We start from the raw sequence: 16,506 nt of genomic DNA, 5'->3' as shown, positions 1-16,506 counted from the left end.
AAGCGATGCTCGCCGTCTTCGAGCACCTTGCCTTGGCGGCGGGGCGCGAGGTGATGCGCGTCTTTCGTGCCGGCTGTGCGGTCGACAGCAAGTCGGACAGTTCGCCGGTGACGGAGGCTGACCGCGAGAGCGAAAAGATCATCCTTGCCGGGCTACGCGCCGCATTTCCAGAGATTCCATGCGTGGCAGAGGAGGAAGCCTCTGCCGGCATCATAGCGCCGGATCTCGGCGACGCCTTTTTTCTTATCGATCCGCTCGACGGCACCAAGGAGTTCGTCAACCGGCGGACCGATTTTACCGTCAATATCGCGCTGGTTCGCCATGGCGTGCCTGAGATCGGCGTCGTCTTTGCGCCTTGCACCGGCCGCTTCTTTTCCGGCCGGCCGGGCAAAGCGGAAACGATCGAGATCAATGGCGACTACGAGATCGTCGATCGCCAGCCGATTTCGGCGAGGGCCGGTATGGTGCCGCTGACCGTCGTTGCCAGCCGCTCCCACAACACGCCGGAAACCGACGCCTATATCCGCGCGCTTGGCGCCGCCGAGATCGTCTCGGTCGGCTCGTCGCTGAAATTCTGCCTTGTCGCCGGCGCCGAGGCGGACGTCTATCCGCGCTTCGGACGCACCATGGAGTGGGATACGGCCGCGGGTGACGCGGTGCTACGCGCCGCCGGCGGCATGACGCGCACGCTGGATGGTGAGCCGCTCGCCTACGGCAAGCGCAACCAGAGCGATGACGAGGATTTCGCCAATCCGCATTTCATCGCCAGCGGGGCTAACGGACGCGCCCGGACAAGGTCGCGCACGAGCGCGTAAGTCTCATAGCTGAGGCAGATGCCGCCGGGCTCGGCAATCGACTGCAGCCGGGCCGCCAAGTTCGCCTCGGCTCCAATGATCGTGTAGTCCATCCGATCATCGGAACCGAAGTTCCCAACATTGCAATAGCCCGTGTTGATGCCCATGCGAGCTCGGAAGGGCCGTTCAACTCCGCGGTCATGCCACACCCTGTTCAACTGCTCCAGCCGACGCTGCATGTCGACAGCCATGCGCAAGCAGGCTCTCGCGTCTTCCTCGACGCCTTGCGTCTCGGGGTCTCCGAAGAACACAAGAAGCGCGTCGCCGATGAACTTGTCGACGGTGCCGCCGTGTTTGAGCGCGATCGTCGACATCTCGGTGAAGTACTCGTTGAGGAGAAGCGTCAAGTCCTCGGGCTGGAGCCGTTCCACGATCGCGGTGAAATCCTTGACGTCGGAGAAAAAGATTGTGAGCTTCTTGCGCTCGGTTGCGATGGTGACGTCCTTCTGGCCGCTGAAGATGCTTTTGTAGATTTGAGGCGAAAGGTATTTGGCGATCTTCAATGAAATCGCGGCCAGGAAGTCGTTTGCCTCGGAAAGCTCCTTGTTGATGCCCTGAATCAACGCGGACTGCCGACGCTGCAGGAGAATGAACGCCAGGCCCGCCGCCGCCGCGAAACCGAAATATAGGAGCAGATACTTGAAGGTCAGCACGTTCGCAGCGATAGGCTGATTGACTGATATCTCCTGGATCCCGCGGACATCCCCTACCTTCCAGTCCGTCTTGGGGCTGTCCGGGTGTGAGTTATGGCAGGTCACGCACACTTGTCCCATTATGACAGGGGCCGCGGCGCGGACCTGCCGGTCAAACAGTGAACCCGAGACCTCGATGATCGGCTCCTTCGGGTTGGCGCGCAAAGCCAAGATTGCATTCCGCTCGAACGCATCGAGCTGGTGGGGCGCGCGACCTTTGAAAGGCAGATCCGAGACGAACCGATATTTGACCGACCCGTCGTGAGCGCTGATGCGCTTGCCGAGTTCGATCGAGAGGGTTGCTGGAATAGGGATCGCGCCTGGCACGTCCCGGTAGTTGTGCGTCGCAGTCACGGCGCCGTTAGCTTGCAGCACGCGTCCCACGACGTCGCTGCCGTAGAATCCGCGCATCTCGTCGATGATGCGGCTGATTTCGCTGGCTTGCCTGCGCAGCATCCGTTCCGACAGGTCTCGGAGGTCGAGCCAGGCTGCGACGGGCAGACCGATAAGGCCGATGACCACTGCCGCCACCAGGAGCGGTCCCATGGTGCGCTGCTGACGCGCAATCTGTTCACCCAGTCCAGCCATTGTGCAAGCGCCCGGCCGTCGCAGTATCTGAACTATAGCTCATTCCCAGCACGGTACCAGAGTCAGTCTTGGCTCGATGAAAACATGTCACCCCTGCAACGTCGGACCGACCTCGAGCGGTTGTTGCGAAGCCCCGACCCTCACAGCGGATTTCGCATTCTGGCGCTGGACGGGCAGTGAATCAGTGAAAGGGATGTCGCAACGTCGGTTGTGGCCGGAATGCGCTCTGCGATAACCGCTCAGGGGTCAAAATTCGCTTCTGGCAAAGTTGAGACTTCTGCGGCCGGAGAGCGCGTCGGAAAAGAAAGTGTCCCGCGAAACGTATCCGCGTTTCGGCCACACTAGGGAATGGGACACCGCGGCCGGTGACGCGGTGCTGCGCGCTGCCGGCAGTGTGACGCGCACCTGGATAGTGCGCCGCTCGCCTGCGATAAGCGCAACCTGAGCGAAGACGAGGATTTCGCCAATTCGCATTTCATTGCCAGCGGCAACGCTGCCACGGCCGCTTAGGCATCATAATGAACTCCAATCCCGTCCCGGCTCGTCGCCCCCAATGACGCCGTCGCGGATGCGACGCCTGAGTGAGGCACTTGTTTTCAGGCGAACGCTCGTGGCAGGGAGTAACCATCCGGTGTGGATCGTGGCAGAGGCCCTTTCGCGTGTTGCTTGCATGGAGATCGACACCGACAAGATCGACGATGCGGTTCTGGGCCTGCTTTGGCTGCTGCATGAAGAGAGGCGCGCCTGGAAGGGGTTGGATTGGAATGCTCTGGATCGCTTGCACGAGAAGGGGTTGATCGCGAATCCGGCAAACAAGGCGAAGTACGTGGTTCTGACAGATGAAGGACTGCGGCGTGCGGAGGAGCTATTCCGAACCCTGTTCACCCTTCCGGCGCCATGAGCCATGAGCACTGGGCGGGCGCCGAAGAAATGATGGCGCACACGGCTGAATTTCGATAACGGCGGCGCCCTGACCGCAGGCGGGACGCGCAGTGCTCTCGCCGTGGCGGACGAATTCGTCTTCGTCAGCTAGGCCAACGGGGGCATCCTATCTTTTAAGGCAGTGGCAGAGAACACCGTAGCCGCGAGATGCTTCTCCCGGCGGAATGGGCGCTCCGGGCCGAGTTGCAGCCAGCAGCGGGTCGGCGCCGCTGCTGACACATGGGATGTTGGTGGGGCAGATTGCCACTGGCGATGCGAAATCTCTATGGCTGCGGATTTCCGAAGGCAGGTTTCTCAAGCACCAGCACATGACTACCAAGAGGCGATGTGTGAGTGCTCTTGACCTGGAATCCTTCGTCAGAAAGCGTTTCGATGAATTCGCCATCCGTTCCAGGCGGAACGCGGGCAACGACGTTCGAGGTGCGCCTCACAATATTGGAAAGCACCCTTCGCGCCTTGCCTGGGCCGATGTTGCGCTGCATGTGCTGATAGACGGCCAGCAGCAGGACGATATCGTATTTCGGTAGAAGGATATTGCCGAGGCGCCGGCTGCCAAGATTCAGGCGATCGAACCGGGCATGTACCGGGGAGCCGCTCAACAACATCTTTGCAGTCTCGATATGCGGCTTGGCAATGTCGATCCCATGGATCGAACTGGGTTTCAGCTTGGATATCTCATAGGCGACAACACCCATATTGCAGCCAACATCGAGAATGGATTTTCCGGCGTAGTCGACCTTTGCGGAGAATAGCCCGTCAAGTCTGTCGTCCCACGTTCCGGCAAAACCCCTTTTGAATCTTGACCACCACAAATCATCAGCTCCTTTGAGAAGAGCCCCCTTGAGCGCCTCCTATCACGAGAGAATTAACGGTCGATACCCGTTCAACTGGAATTGATGACATTGACGAACCAAGGCAGGGACGTGTGCGGCCGCCTCACAACCCCATCACCTTGAGTGCCGCGGGAACCGGATAGCGGTTGCCGTCATAGCGCAGCCGGTAGGTCCGCTTCACAGACTTGGCGGGATGGGACTGGCATTCGCCATTCTGGTCGGGGGAGGGATTATCGGTATTCGACCGCTCAACCGCGGTGATATCGTGATAGCCATGATGGCTCGCCGGGCTTATCATCAGGCTGACTTGACTGGAATGAAAGTATCCGGCGCAACTACCATCGCTATCGCCGCTATGGCCGGCCACCACGAGGCCGTCGAGCACCACGCGTAGCGTATCGCCGGTGATAGCGTAGAGCCGCAGGTCGGTTTCAGTGAACGGAGCGGTCAGCGAATGGTGCGCCATTTCGATGCGCAGGCCGAATGCGCTGACATCGGGGGCCAGTGCGTAACGGCCGGTGTCGAATTCCACCTTTTCAATGACAATCATGTCATCGGTCATCAGACCGGGCTGGAGCAGGCGCTGGCGCACACGCAGCGTATTCGTGTCGACGACCAGAAGCTCGATATCGCCGACATGCAGGTGGTCGCCGTTAGCCCTGTCAATCAGCGGCACTGCGACCAACAGCAGGTCGTCATGGGCGGGCCAAATCTTGCAAATCAGACCGAATGGCGCATCGCTCTCCGGGAGCGTTGCGGCGATGCTCGTATGGGGTGCAACCGTGAACGAGGCGCCGTCGGCGCTCTTTCGGGCCTCTGGATAGGCCTGCTGCAGCAGGGCGGCAGCGTCGCCGCAATCGCCCGCCCCGGCGCGGGCGGGCGACAGGCTGGCGAGGGCGGCGCCGAGCAACAGGACAGGCAACACTATTCGCATGGAATTCTCGCCTCGCAGGGCCAGGTTCGGCCAGTGACTTTCTACGCGAGATTGGTGGCGGCGCACAGGGTGCAGGGAAGTGACGGCTAGCTCCACCCGCTGCGTCAGGACCATAGGTATCCTGGAAAGTCGTAAAGTTCGAGCTCGCTTAGGGACGGCGATCATGAGAACGCCGCCCGCGCGGCCAATTTTTGCCAAGGCTGTTCGAGCTACCTGAAACAGATACTGACAATGTGACCTCGATTGCCTTGTCGCGCTCCGATTAGATAAAGAAGCGCTCCGACAAGAAACCTCTACAAAACCGGACCTTGCCGATCCGTCAAGCACACCTTCTAGGGTGTACATTCCAAAATTAACTCGGCATGACCTCCGTTTCTGACCCCCTGAGCCGGTCGCGTTCGCTGTCGGCACGGTATCAAAGCAGAACCAATGCCGCGCCTGCTTCGGCTTTCCGAAACCGCAGCGTGTCTTTCCTTGAGACTTGGCAGCACGGCGCGTTCCATCGGAACCGTGCTGCCTTCAATGTACAGCCAGTTGTCCAATCAGCCGGCGGGCTTGTAAACGCCGGCAGCCTTTTTGGCAGCTGCGAGCGCCGCATTCATGTCGAGTTCTTCGAGGACAACCAGGTCGTTTATCCAGCCGCTTGCCCGGATCGCCAGTGCTAAGTCCATCCCATCGGCTTGGTCCGGAACCTCAGCATTGATGACAATATCATAGGCTTCTGACCAGTAAGACTAGATGGCAGTTGTGCAAGTAGTGACCAGTGATGGTGTCGGGAACTATACCTATTCGGCCGATCAAGGTGCGAAACGCCATGCCGATCTCCTGCATGCCCATCAGGTTGAGTTCGGGCTTTTTCTCCCGGTCTGGATGGCCGAACCACCAGCGCGTGTCGTATTCCCGAAGCCAGTGGCTTTGATGAGAGCACTGCTTTCAAAGACGAATGTGTTCGGCCTGGCTTGGCCGAGTATGTCGAGGGTCACGGTTTTGATCCGCTATTGCGCGCAACAGTCCTAGCACGCTGCCGGGCGCAGGCCCCTTCAGGAATTGGTAGTCCTGAAACGCTGGTTCGCGCCGCCTCATCCAAAAGGAGTATGCCCGCCGATGGCCGAAAGGAGGTCTCGTCCAAGCATGCCCATTTGCAGGCTCCAAGATGCGTTTTGCTCGGGCGCCAACGACAAGGATGGGCTGCAAGCTGCCGCTGACCTCATTCAGGTTTTCCCTTCCCCGAGAATGTCGAAGAAAGGTGTTTTGGACGCCTGGCTCAGCTCATTAAAACATTCCGGTCGAGAGCTATCCGCCGAACTCCGCCCGTCCGGAGAAAGGATGATGGACTGTGCTGCGTTCGTCTTGGAAGGCGATGGGAACACGGCGAAACCCCGACCGCATGTACACGACCATAAATACCCTCGCGCGGAACGGTCCGCGCACGCAGGTCTCTCTGGGACAGCAGATGTCATTCGTCGACAGGACGAGAGTTTTTCGAGCCGATATCGACGACTATGATCTCCGGCGACACGCCGAAACGCACCGGCAGCCACGATACGCCCAAACCCCCGGATACGATAATGTGCCGCCCACCCTCGACGACATGCCCGTAGGCGAAGCGCTGTCCGTAGGCTGAGTTGATGATGGGTGGGCCGATGAATGGCAAGCGCACCTGTCCGCCATGCGTATGGCCGCATAACGTCAGGCTGACACGGTCAGGGACAGTAATGAAGATGTCCGGTTCATGGGCAAGGAGCAATATCGGATTGCCGTCGTCCGGTATTGCGGCCAGTGTTCCAGGCAGATCGTTGACGCCCTTATACACGCCGCCAGACAACTGCACGGCCCACTGGTCGCCAAGACCCGCGAGCCAGAATGCTGGGCCATCCTGCTGACGGATAAGCGTGGCAGTGTTCTCGAGGACCGGAATGCCATTGTCGACGAGAGCTGCGCGGACGCTATCGACACCGTGCCACCAGTCGTGGTTGCCGAGAATGGCGTGGCAGCCGAGTGGCGCGGAAAGTTTCGAAAGTGAATTGCCCCAAACAGTGTCGGGCACGATCCCGGTGGCATAGCGCGGAAGCACGCCCATCACATAGTCGCCAAGGAGAAGGATGATGTCGGGCTGCAGGCTATTCGAAACACCGACGATCTCGTCGATTCTGGAAACCGGCATCCAAGGCTCGCAGGCGTGGATGTCAGCGATCACGACGATGCGCAGGGGCTTGGCAGTGGTCGGCCAGCGCGGCGGTAGGACCTTGTAGCGAGTGACACGCAGTCGAAACCGAGGTTCAATCGCGAGCGCATAACTCGCCAGACCGAATGTCGCGAGCGACACGGCGCCAAAGAGCTTCAGGAATGAGCGCCGCGACGTCAGCACTTGTATTTCCCAGCACAACGAGGTCGGTTTTAGAGATCGCCACGAATTCAGCTGCGGCAGCCTGAACCCCATCAACCGCGTGAGAGGCCTAGCAGGTCAATAGTTTCCCAAATCGGCGTCACCTGCAAGCATTGGTCTTTATTGCGCAGGGGAGGGAGCTGGCTAGGGCCCGTCAACTGCTCCGATTTGCCACTGATCTCGGGCGGATGGTGTAGTCCCACCGGATGAACGCGTCGCCTTAGATGGCGAGCGCCTCCATCTCGACATCGTTCACTTGTTCCCTTTTTTCGTCGCTCGCGGAATCGACCGCGCGCCCAACTTCAGCCCCGTTTGGTTGTCGTTACTGCGATCAGCTCGACCCGCGCGATCGAGGAGGGCGCCGTCCGTGATGCGGCAGAACAGGGGTGTTCGATGTTGCTCCACGTCGATGTGCCCGTCGGATGGTGATGCAATGTGGAGCGCGAGGCCTGTCTCGCGAGCGAGTTGTTGCAGTTCGACCTTCCACACCCGGCTTTGGTCATCCAGCTTCGAGCCGACCGCTTCCCGTCTTTGACGCATCGCATGCTTTGGCTGCGCCTCGACAAGATTGCGGCGCTCTCGAGTTGAAACCGGAGGGCGAACTTTCGTCGGCTGCAAACCGGCTGCTTACCGCTCTCGCAGTGTCTCCTGCTTGTATTGCATCATTGGCGAGAGAAAGTAGCTGATGATGCTGCACGTGCCAGTCTGGGATGTTCATTCGGACCCGAAGCTTGGTAACTCCAGTCTCCTCGGTTCGGTCTGAATGGACAACCTACAGCAACCAGAGCCTGTTCCATCCCGATCTTATCGGGATGGAACCCCATCTCTTTTGCTTGAGCAGATCTTCTCCGAAAACCGGGCTCCCGCCTTTTACTACGCTGACTTCGGTTCACAGGTGCTGTTATCCAGTCCTTATTTGGCCACGGCAGCCCCGCGTTCCTTCAGGTCACATAGAATGAGGCTGCGGTGAGCGACAGATGTGGGGAAAGAGTGGCGAACTGTATTTGAGATTCGCCGCCGGCCCCGTCACTGTCGAAAGAGAGCGCCCCAGTTTCACTGTTGTAGATGATATGATCGGAACTGTCATGCGCGGCTGCACCAACAAAGAAAGCTTTGGATGGAAGCCCTCCCGGCTGAAGCCCGGCAAAAACGGTATCGCTGAGATGGAACGTGTCCTGGGAGCGCTTGAAGTCCGTGATCTTATCGACATTGCCGGCTCCAAGAGCAGTATTGAACGAGAAGACATCGTGGCCTCCGTAACCGGTCAAGACGTCGGCGCCGAGCCCACCGTTGATGACATTGTTGCCGGCATTGCCCTCAATGGTCTGGGCGAACTCGTTGCCGGTGAGGGTCATCGTCTTCGTGCCGGACGGGTTGTTGGTGGCGAGATGCTCGATCTCCGAGCCGGCCGAAAGCGCATAGCTCACCGAGGCGATCACACTGTCGTTGCCGCCGCCCACTGCCTCAACCACCTTCTCGTTGGCATTATCGACATAGTAAGTGTCGTTGCCGCCATAGCCGATCATCGTCTGGCCAGTGGTTCCATGCAATACATCGGCGCCGCTGGTGCCGTACAAGGTGCCATCGCTGGTGTCGCCGGAAGGAGCGACAGTCCCGGTTCCAGACCCAGTCTCGGTCGCGGTCGAGCCAGTGATTGGGGGAGCGACGTTCGCCCCCGTGACAGTGTCGCCGCTACCTATCTTTTGATAGAGCTGCACCTCGTCGATCTGCATCTGCATTGACGATGGGGTCGAGCTGTCGAGAGCCGTACGCCATCCGGTCGCGTTCGAATTCGCGACCGAATTGCTCATCATCAATTCCATCGGTTCATCCGGGATCACTGCCTGTGCGCTGGTCACTTGCGCCATCTGCTTCCCGTCCAGATACCAGGTGATCGATTCACCGGGCACCCAGTTGATGCCGTACGTGTGGAAACCCGCCGTGAGATCGACGCCGCTGTCGACGACGCCACCGGTCGCCCCTGACGGCCCGTGGAGGTGCCAGGCGAAATTATGGTCTGTGGGCCCCGAGCCGGTAAAGCCACCCTCCTGTATATCGATCTCAAAATTGTCGCCGCTGCTGCCCGCGCCTTGGCCGGGCATCATCCAGAGGCCTGGCCATGCGCCGTCGCCGCTCGACGCCTGCATGCTGATCTGAAGGTAGCCGCCGTTGAATTCGAAGTTGCCATAGCTGCTGACGGCGCCGGACGTGATCGGGAATGTTTGTGCCGTCCCCTGAACCACGCCGTTGACGGGCTGTTGGATTGCCGTGAGATTCAACAGCCCGTTGCTCACCGTATCTTGGCTCGGCATAAAGTATTCGGCGTTAAACTGGTTGCCCATCCCACTTCCGCCCGATCCATTGTCGTTCCACGGCCAGCCATTAGCGGCATTGCTGGTGATGTAGGTGTGCCAGTTGCTGTCGAGCGCCGTACCGGAGAAGTCCTCCTCGTAGACCAAGTCGCTAGAGGCAAAGCCTGCAGGTGTGGAAAGTGCCATTCGGTGATCCTCTTTGAGGTTGAAAAAAGGGATTTCTACTGCCGCGCATCGCCGAGGCGCGCGACATGAGCATGCCCGCAGCTAGGCAACGCGAACGGATTGCAAAGTAGCGGAGATTTGGAAGTCCTCGCCCCAGACATATTGTCGAGCGAGCTTAACGTTGAGCCCGCCCTCGAAGGTGAGTTTTGTCAACGGGAATGCCCATCAGGGCCTCCTCCTTGAACCATATACGGTGTCGCTGCCGACGCCCCGCAAGGTGTTCAACGGTTCCAGCCGCAGCCGGATTGAAGTGAGGGCAACTCTTCCGGCAGGCGTACCGCCGAGCTTGTCGTATAGTGTAAGTACCGTATACCATTAGCTCATTGCGTTTTTTTGTTTTAATTAGACCCGCGTCCCTAAGTAAAACGCAGGTATTTTCGTTCTCTAACTTATTCACACACGGCATTGTACCTGCGTGAATTGATCATTCGAGGACGATGTACGTAACCCAACCTGCCATTTGCGGCGAGAATGAGGCTAGACGATAACTTATTAACACCTTCTAATGTAGGCAGTGTGTCGAACGGCCGCACCGAAACAGCCTTCCGGACGCCCTACCAAAACCGTGTCCTTCGGCTGAAATGTTGCGCTGGTTTGGGCATCCGTGGCTCGAGCGCACCGCCCGTGTCCATGAGGTGATCGAGAGGGGCAGCCGGAATATCTGCCGTTGCTGCGTGGCGGACTAGCTGACGTGCTTGTGGCTGGAACTGCAGGCCCGGATGTTCGACCGTGCCGTTTGCGCGGATCGAGGTGGAAGGCTGGCACCGTCATCGAGCGCAGCCCCTACAGCACCGGACAGGCCGTTTGATCGCCACGCCAGCGCGCCTGCATCAGGATCGAATTTTTCAAGATCTGAACAGCGCGAAGACCCAAGGGAAGTATGGTCCTTAAGTGGCTCTTTGAAATGGCTGAAACGTCGCCCTCGGGCGCGAGGGCGCTTCGTAGCCGCGGGCCGGTCCCGCGGATTGTCAAATTTGAACTGCGCAACCAGGCGCCGAAGCTCCACCTTGCGGCCGTCTGCGAACCGCCTGGCCTGCTCTTTCGCCGTATCGTCGTATGTACAGGCAAGGTTGACCCCGCCTATAAATTGGCCGCGTTCGTCCAACTGCGGCATGGCTTGTTCTCGATCAGGGTTGCCAAGCCGTCTCGGCGCCAGCTCGATTTGAATTGAGAGCCTGACTCAAAACTCGGTTACGCACGACGCGGAGCTGCCATGCGGCGAAGCATGAGGCGGATCGAGGCGATGAAGATCCATGCCTCGGCGCTGGCGATGGTCGCCTCGAAGTCCTTGGCGAGCCGGCGACAACGTCCCAGCCAGGCGAAAGTTCGCTCGACGACCCATCGTCGTGGCAGCACCTCAAAGCCCTTGGCCGCGTCGGAGCGCTTGATGATTTCGATGGTCCATGTGCCGAGATTGGCCAGAGCCTGCGACAGTTTTTCTCCGGCATAGCCGCCATCGGCGAACAGATGGCGCAACCAGGGATAAAGCCGTCGAACGGAGGCGATGACGCCGACTGCCCCATCCCTGTCCTGGATGTCGGCCGTGTGCACCGTCAGCCCGACCAAGTGTCCCTCGGTGTCGGTAATGATATGGCGCTTGCGGCCTTTGACCTTCTTGCCGGCGTCGTAACCACGCAAACCGGCAACGTCCGTGGTCTTTGCCGATTGGCTGTCGATGACACCGGCGCTCGGGCTCGCCTCGCGACCAAGCGCCAGGCGTGCCGCAGCCACCAAGTGGAAGTTGATGGTCTTCCACAGCCCGTTGTCCCGCCAGGCATAGAAATAGCGTTGAACCGTCGAAACCGGCGGGAACCGGTCCGGCAATGCCCGCCACTGGCAGCCGGTCCAGGCGATGTAGAGGAGCGCGTCCACGACCGCTCGAAGTTCTGTCGTCCGCGGTCGTCCCGTCGCCTTCGTTCCCGGCAGGAACGGCTCGATCAACGCCCATTCCCTGTCCGTCAACGCGTTTGCATCTCGCTGCCCCGCGCGGCAATATCGCCGGCGGGTGGTCTCCGTCCAACCCAGGTCGTGATCCCGTTCAAGTCTAGACAACTCAAACGAATCACAACGGACGGGGCCACTCAACCGCTTCCACCCCCAAAGCCGAGTTTCGGGTCAGGCTCTGAGGCCTCCAGCAGCGCTGAGCCGTTGTCGCCAATCGCTCCACTGTTGTGTACTTCCAAAACAAAGACGCTGCATAACGACATGCCCGAACATAGAATGTATATCTTCCGCTAGTTGCATGTCATTCACATTCGCCCAAACCACGTGTTGGACGATCTGCTTGAGCGCTCCTCCACTATATCCACAAAGACCCAACGTGACTGCGCTATGATCATTAGCGTATCGAACAGCGCGCAAAACGTTTTCCGAGTTCCCGCTGCCCGAAATGGCAATGACCAAGTCGCCATCGTTCAGGATGTTCTTCAGCTGCTCGACGAATACATCCTCGAAAGAAACATCGTTGGCGTAGGCAAATGTAAGGCCCACATTGTCGATCAGCGTCCGACCACGAAACGGGCGCTTCGTAGAGAGATAGATGCTCTTGTTCCAGTCCGTGATAAAGTGTAGCGCTGTCAGTGAACTGCCACCATTTCCAAGGGTGATTATTTGCTTGCCGTCTTCCTGTGCCTGCGCGACCAAGGCTACTGCGTTATCAAAGCTCTGGTGATCTAATGAAGCCAGAACGGTCTCGAGCTTCTCGAAATATACTTGAGCGCTGCCGCTGAAGTCATTCATTGGGTGGCCTCCGATGTCGGTTGATAATGAACGATGCGACTCCCGACGAAGTCGAACTTCGCAGGGATATGCTTTAGCTCCCCGAGGGCTACTTTGATTGCGTCGTGGCGATCGAGAGGCGCGAAGAACATGAGAAAACCTCCTGCACCTGCTCCAAGTAACTTGCCGCCCGTGGCACCTGCTCGCAACGCAGTTCGGTACCAGCCATCGATTACATCGTTCGTGATTTCTTCAGAGAGGCTCTTTTTTAAGAGCCAGTTCTCATGGAGGATTTCGCCGAAGGCGTCGAGGTTGCATCGATGCAGTTCATCACGAAGGTGATACGTGAGCTCGACCATCCGCCGGAGCGCTTTCCGCTTGTCCGGTGCTCTTGCGATGCCCTCTGACTGTCGGACGAGAATGTCTGAAGCACTACGCGTAATGCCGGTGTAAAACATGAGAACTTGTTTCTCAATTGAAGCGATAAAATCACCTGGGCATATGATTGGTGACACCGAGACGCTTTCATCAGGGTGAAACTCGATAAGATTCAACCCCCCAAAAGCGGCGGCGTATTGATCTTGCTTTCCAATGGGAGCGCCACAAAGTTCGATCTCAATGCGACAACTATCAGCGCCGAGCCTTGCCTTGGAGACATACTGCCCACGAAACGCGTTTAGTGCATGCAGAAGGCCAACGGTAAAAGTGCTTGAGGATCCAAGTCCTGTTCCCTTCGAAGGAATATCGGCAATAGTTGTTATCTCAACTCCTCCAGGGATCCCAAGATATCCCATCGTCGCCCTTACAATCGGATGCTGGATGTGCTCAACACTGTCTACTTCTTCCGTTTTCGAATAAGCGATTCGAGTGCCACTATCGAACTTGCGGTTCACATTCACGTAGACGTACTTGTCGATAGCAACGCTTAGGACGGCGCCACCTTCCTGCCGATAGAAGGCAGCAAGATCGCTACCACCTCCCACAAAGCTGACTCGAAACGGCGTCTGACTAATGATCATTGAACTGCCTCTGTCAGCTCAATCGCCCGCAATTGGACGCAATGTTCAGCTTGCGCCCGCGATGCCAACACGATCGGTGTCTCGTCCTCTTGGCGCGAACTGTAAATACTGGCTGCAGTCCCCCAATCCATACCTCGCCGCAAGTATTCTCGCGCTACTCTGGACATTCGCACCTCCTCATCAATATCAACGAAAAATGTGTGTGCACGACCGCCCAAAACCAGATCGGACAGCCAAAGAGCGACGGTTCCTTCCACGACCAGGACGGTTTCCGGAGAAACGGTTATCCTTTCCGATCTTGGATGCGATATGCGGCTGAGCTTTTCGTAAAAGGGCAGTTCGTGCGTCTCGCGAGAGCGAACTCCCACTAAGCGGCTTAGAACCTGCCTGATCTCGTCCACATTGGTGCGACCCATCACGGTTGGTTCGCGATCCGCGACGGACCGTATCCAGCGATCAAGAGCAACGATTTCCGTCTCAAAGCCGCGCCCGCGAAGAACCTCCGCGATAGCGCTGGAAAGAAAACTCTTTCCGCTCCGGGAGAGGCCCCCTACGAAACAAACATCACCTGGCTTCACATGGGAGATCAGATCAGATGCTGAATTTATCAAGGGTGGATGAACGGCGAGAATGAACTTAGCTGCCTCCAACAAGTCTGAGACAGTATAGTCAGGCGTGACATGATACTTGCTATCCAACCCGCCCGCGCCCGTCTCGACGAGGATCGATCTGATGCCAGACCGCTTTGCAAGAGCGACATCCGTAGATGAATCGCCGATGACCCAGGATTGGCTGCGATCGATATTGAATGCCTCGACGGCCTCATTAATCAACCCAATAGAAGGCTTGCGGCATTCACAGCGGATCTTCAGCTCTTCCACCTCACCGATAAAGCCGCGATCTGGATGGTGCGGGCAGAAATAGATGGCATCAACAAAAGCTCCACAGCGGCCAAGCTCAGTCTCCATCTTGTTATGGATCATCCGCAAGTCTCGTGCAGAGCAATTGCCTCGGGCCACAACGGGTTGGTTAGTGACGACAATCGTCCGGTATTCGGCTCGGTTGAAACAAGCGATCGCGGCCGCAGCTCCGTCAATCAGTTCGAAGCGTTCGGGACGATCGATGTGTCCATAGTCAACATTGATGCACCCATCCCTGTCCAAAAATACTGCTTTCTGCGGAGAAGTGAGGGAAGCTCGGGCTATGCAGCCCGATTCAAAGTCGGCGCAAACCTTGTCAAGTCGCGCCGGGGTCCCAGCGTCTTTTATGTACTCAGGGCTGTTGTAGCTTCTAATTTTCATACCGGCCCGAAGCATTTCAGGAAAAAGGTCTTTGCCAAAGTCGAGCGGAGTTACTGTGGCGCGCCACCGGAATAAAGCGTGTCTTCGAATATAGTAAAGAGCCGCGCTGACCTTGTTGGGGTAATAGCAACCGGGATCGTGTGGATATGGATAGAACGCGGTAACCATGCCGTCTTCTGACGTGTCTATCAGATCGGAATCATGCGGGTGATCATTCGGATGGGTGAAAACTGTTGCGGCTGCTGCCTTGTGTTTTTCATGGAAGCACTTGAAGCGGGTGAGATCGATGTCGAGCATCGTGTCGCCATAGATCGTAAGGAAGTCGTCGTCGAGCAGATCCAAAACGGACAGAACTGCTCCAGCAGTCCCGCGAGGCGCACCGTCATTTACGCAAAGAACGTCAATCCCCCAATTCTCGCGCTGATTGCAAAACTCCACGATTTGCTCGGCAGCGTGGTTCACCAGAATCAAGATCCTCTCGATACCGTGTTGCTTAGCGAGGACGATTTGATGCTCAAGAAGTGGCCTGCCGCCAACGTTGACCAGCGACTTAGGCAAGCCACTTGTCCGGCTCCTGAGCCGCGTCCCTCGACCGCCCGCAAGTACAACCGCCTGCATCACAGGTGTCCTTCCTGTCGCACGATTTCTACGACGGCTTTTCGAACAGCATCAGCCGAACCAAGCTGGGGCCGCCAACCGAGTGCACTGATTTTTGCTATGTCATAGGAAAATCGGGGAACATCCCCCGTCCAACCGCGGTCTTCAACTCCATATTCGATCCCCGCGCCCGGTGCGACAGCCCCGACAGTCGTCTCCGCTATGAAGCTAACGGTTACCCCGTTGTCCCCGGGGCCGATATTGTAATAGCCAAGCCGCTCGGATGCGTTCGCACGCAAGTATACAATTGCATCAATCAGATCATTGACGTGAAGATATGCTTTCTGCTGTCGCCCCGATCCCAAAACATTCAGCTTGTTTGGCGTGATCCGAAGCTTTCTCACGAAATCTAGAATGACACCGTGTGTTGCTGGGACGCCGATCACGTTCGGAAAGCGAAAGAGCAAAGCCCGAGCTAGCCAGTTCTCGACGGCAGCGCTGATTAGCGCCTCCGATGCGAGCTTCATAGCACCGTAATTGGAAACGGGCAGCAGCGGCCCGACATCCTCTCTAATCGGAGCCTCTCCCAAATCGCCGTATACTGCTGAACTGGAAGCGAAAGCAAGGAACGGAACCCCCGCCTCCTTCATCGCGTTCAACACGTTGAACGTCGATAGAAAGGTGTCGCGTAGATCAACAGAGGCATCGGCGATTCCCGCAGCAATGTCCGAATTGGCAGCCATGTGCCAAACTTCGGAAATCGGAATGCGACTGTGACAATTCATAAAGCGGCTTCTCACTGCACCGGCGTCTGAGAGATCCACCTTCTCAAAAATGAACCTCTCATGCGTGAGGAGGCCACTTAGGTTTTGCCGAGAACCTCGTGACAGGTCATCAAAGCCGAAGACCGGATATCCACGATCAACAAAGAGCCTTGCGAGCTTGCTTCCTACGAAGCCCGCAACTCCCGATACAAGAATAGCGTGCGGTTCACCCAATCGGATTTGCCCTATTCGTGCGTAAGCTTTGGCGCCTTAAGTCTTCGGGATTGCAATGACAACTTCCATTTACAAGCCTTGACCGCTGGAGAGCCGGGAGTTCGACC

The 16,506-nt window shown here is 57.8% G+C and carries 14 protein-coding genes and 1 pseudogene; 3 read left to right on the top strand and 12 right to left on the bottom strand.

Annotated elements, in window-relative coordinates:
* Positions 1–5: 5 nt before the first annotated feature.
* The gene (cysQ, locus tag NKI97_RS07580) at positions 6–815 is read left to right on the top strand and encodes a 3'(2'),5'-bisphosphate nucleotidase CysQ (protein WP_352833454.1); all 810 of its coding nucleotides are present in this window, start codon (positions 6–8) and stop codon (positions 813–815) included.
* Here cysQ and NKI97_RS07575 read toward each other — a convergent pair.
* Entirely contained in the window at positions 710–2,134 is a 1,425-nt protein-coding gene (locus NKI97_RS07575; protein ID WP_352833340.1) for an adenylate/guanylate cyclase domain-containing protein, read from the bottom strand. The two genes, cysQ and NKI97_RS07575, sit on opposite strands and share 106 nt — an antisense overlap.
* A 316-nt stretch (positions 2,135–2,450) precedes the next feature.
* On the opposite strand from NKI97_RS07575, the pseudogene NKI97_RS07570 reads away from it, so the two are divergent.
* Positions 2,451–2,644 (top strand): annotated as a pseudogene (locus NKI97_RS07570) (3'(2'),5'-bisphosphate nucleotidase CysQ); the annotation flags it as partial.
* Positions 2,645–2,804: 160 nt separating this feature from the next.
* Complete coding sequence (locus tag NKI97_RS07565; protein WP_352822887.1) at positions 2,805–3,035, top strand: DUF6429 family protein; 231 nt, start codon at positions 2,805–2,807, stop codon at positions 3,033–3,035.
* Positions 3,036–3,339: 304 nt separating this feature from the next.
* Here the strand turns inward: NKI97_RS07565 and NKI97_RS07560 are convergent, their stop codons facing one another.
* From NKI97_RS07560 to NKI97_RS07510, 11 genes are all read right to left on the bottom strand, one after another.
* Positions 3,340–3,888, bottom strand: coding sequence for a class I SAM-dependent methyltransferase (locus tag NKI97_RS07560; RefSeq protein WP_156948240.1), 549 nt, complete (start codon positions 3,886–3,888; stop codon positions 3,340–3,342).
* Between the two features lie 124 nt (positions 3,889–4,012).
* Positions 4,013–4,957: a PA3715 family protein gene (locus NKI97_RS07555; RefSeq protein ID WP_352833337.1), complete on the bottom strand. Its 945-nt coding sequence runs from the start codon at positions 4,955–4,957 to the stop codon at positions 4,013–4,015.
* A gap of 428 nt (positions 4,958–5,385) precedes the next feature.
* A complete protein-coding gene (locus tag NKI97_RS07550) occupies positions 5,386–5,514 on the bottom strand; it encodes a hypothetical protein (protein WP_352821920.1) in 129 nt (42 codons plus the stop codon).
* 785 nt (positions 5,515–6,299) lie between these two features.
* Positions 6,300–7,211, bottom strand: coding sequence for a metallophosphoesterase (locus tag NKI97_RS07545; RefSeq protein ID WP_352749702.1), 912 nt, complete (start codon positions 7,209–7,211; stop codon positions 6,300–6,302).
* A gap of 270 nt (positions 7,212–7,481) precedes the next feature.
* Positions 7,482–7,847: a hypothetical protein gene (locus NKI97_RS07540; protein ID WP_352749699.1), complete on the bottom strand. Its 366-nt coding sequence runs from the start codon at positions 7,845–7,847 to the stop codon at positions 7,482–7,484.
* Between the two features lie 323 nt (positions 7,848–8,170).
* Entirely contained in the window at positions 8,171–9,727 is a 1,557-nt protein-coding gene (locus NKI97_RS07535; RefSeq protein ID WP_352749697.1) for a family 16 glycosylhydrolase, read from the bottom strand.
* 1,230 nt (positions 9,728–10,957) lie between these two features.
* The gene (locus tag NKI97_RS07530) at positions 10,958–11,791 is read right to left on the bottom strand and encodes an IS5 family transposase (RefSeq protein WP_352833452.1); all 834 of its coding nucleotides are present in this window, start codon (positions 11,789–11,791) and stop codon (positions 10,958–10,960) included.
* Between the two features lie 90 nt (positions 11,792–11,881).
* Positions 11,882–12,505 (bottom strand): SIS domain-containing protein, encoded by a 624-nt coding sequence (locus NKI97_RS07525; protein WP_352833335.1) that lies wholly within the window; start codon positions 12,503–12,505, stop codon positions 11,882–11,884.
* The gene (locus NKI97_RS07520) at positions 12,502–13,503 is read right to left on the bottom strand and encodes a GHMP family kinase ATP-binding protein (RefSeq protein ID WP_352821909.1); all 1,002 of its coding nucleotides are present in this window, start codon (positions 13,501–13,503) and stop codon (positions 12,502–12,504) included. The genes NKI97_RS07525 and NKI97_RS07520 overlap by 4 nt, the downstream gene beginning before the upstream one ends.
* A complete protein-coding gene (locus tag NKI97_RS07515; protein WP_352833333.1) occupies positions 13,500–15,422 on the bottom strand; it encodes an HAD-IIIA family hydrolase in 1,923 nt (640 codons plus the stop codon). The genes NKI97_RS07520 and NKI97_RS07515 overlap by 4 nt, the downstream gene beginning before the upstream one ends.
* Positions 15,422–16,399 (bottom strand): NAD-dependent epimerase/dehydratase family protein, encoded by a 978-nt coding sequence (locus NKI97_RS07510; RefSeq protein ID WP_352450570.1) that lies wholly within the window; start codon positions 16,397–16,399, stop codon positions 15,422–15,424. The genes NKI97_RS07515 and NKI97_RS07510 overlap by 1 nt, the downstream gene beginning before the upstream one ends.
* Positions 16,400–16,506: the final 107 nt, after the last annotated feature.

The sequence above is a fragment of the Mesorhizobium sp. M0296 genome, from assembly GCF_040321675.1.
Lineage (GTDB): Bacteria > Pseudomonadota > Alphaproteobacteria > Rhizobiales > Rhizobiaceae > Mesorhizobium.
This window is presented reverse-complemented; position numbering and strand designations above follow the sequence as displayed.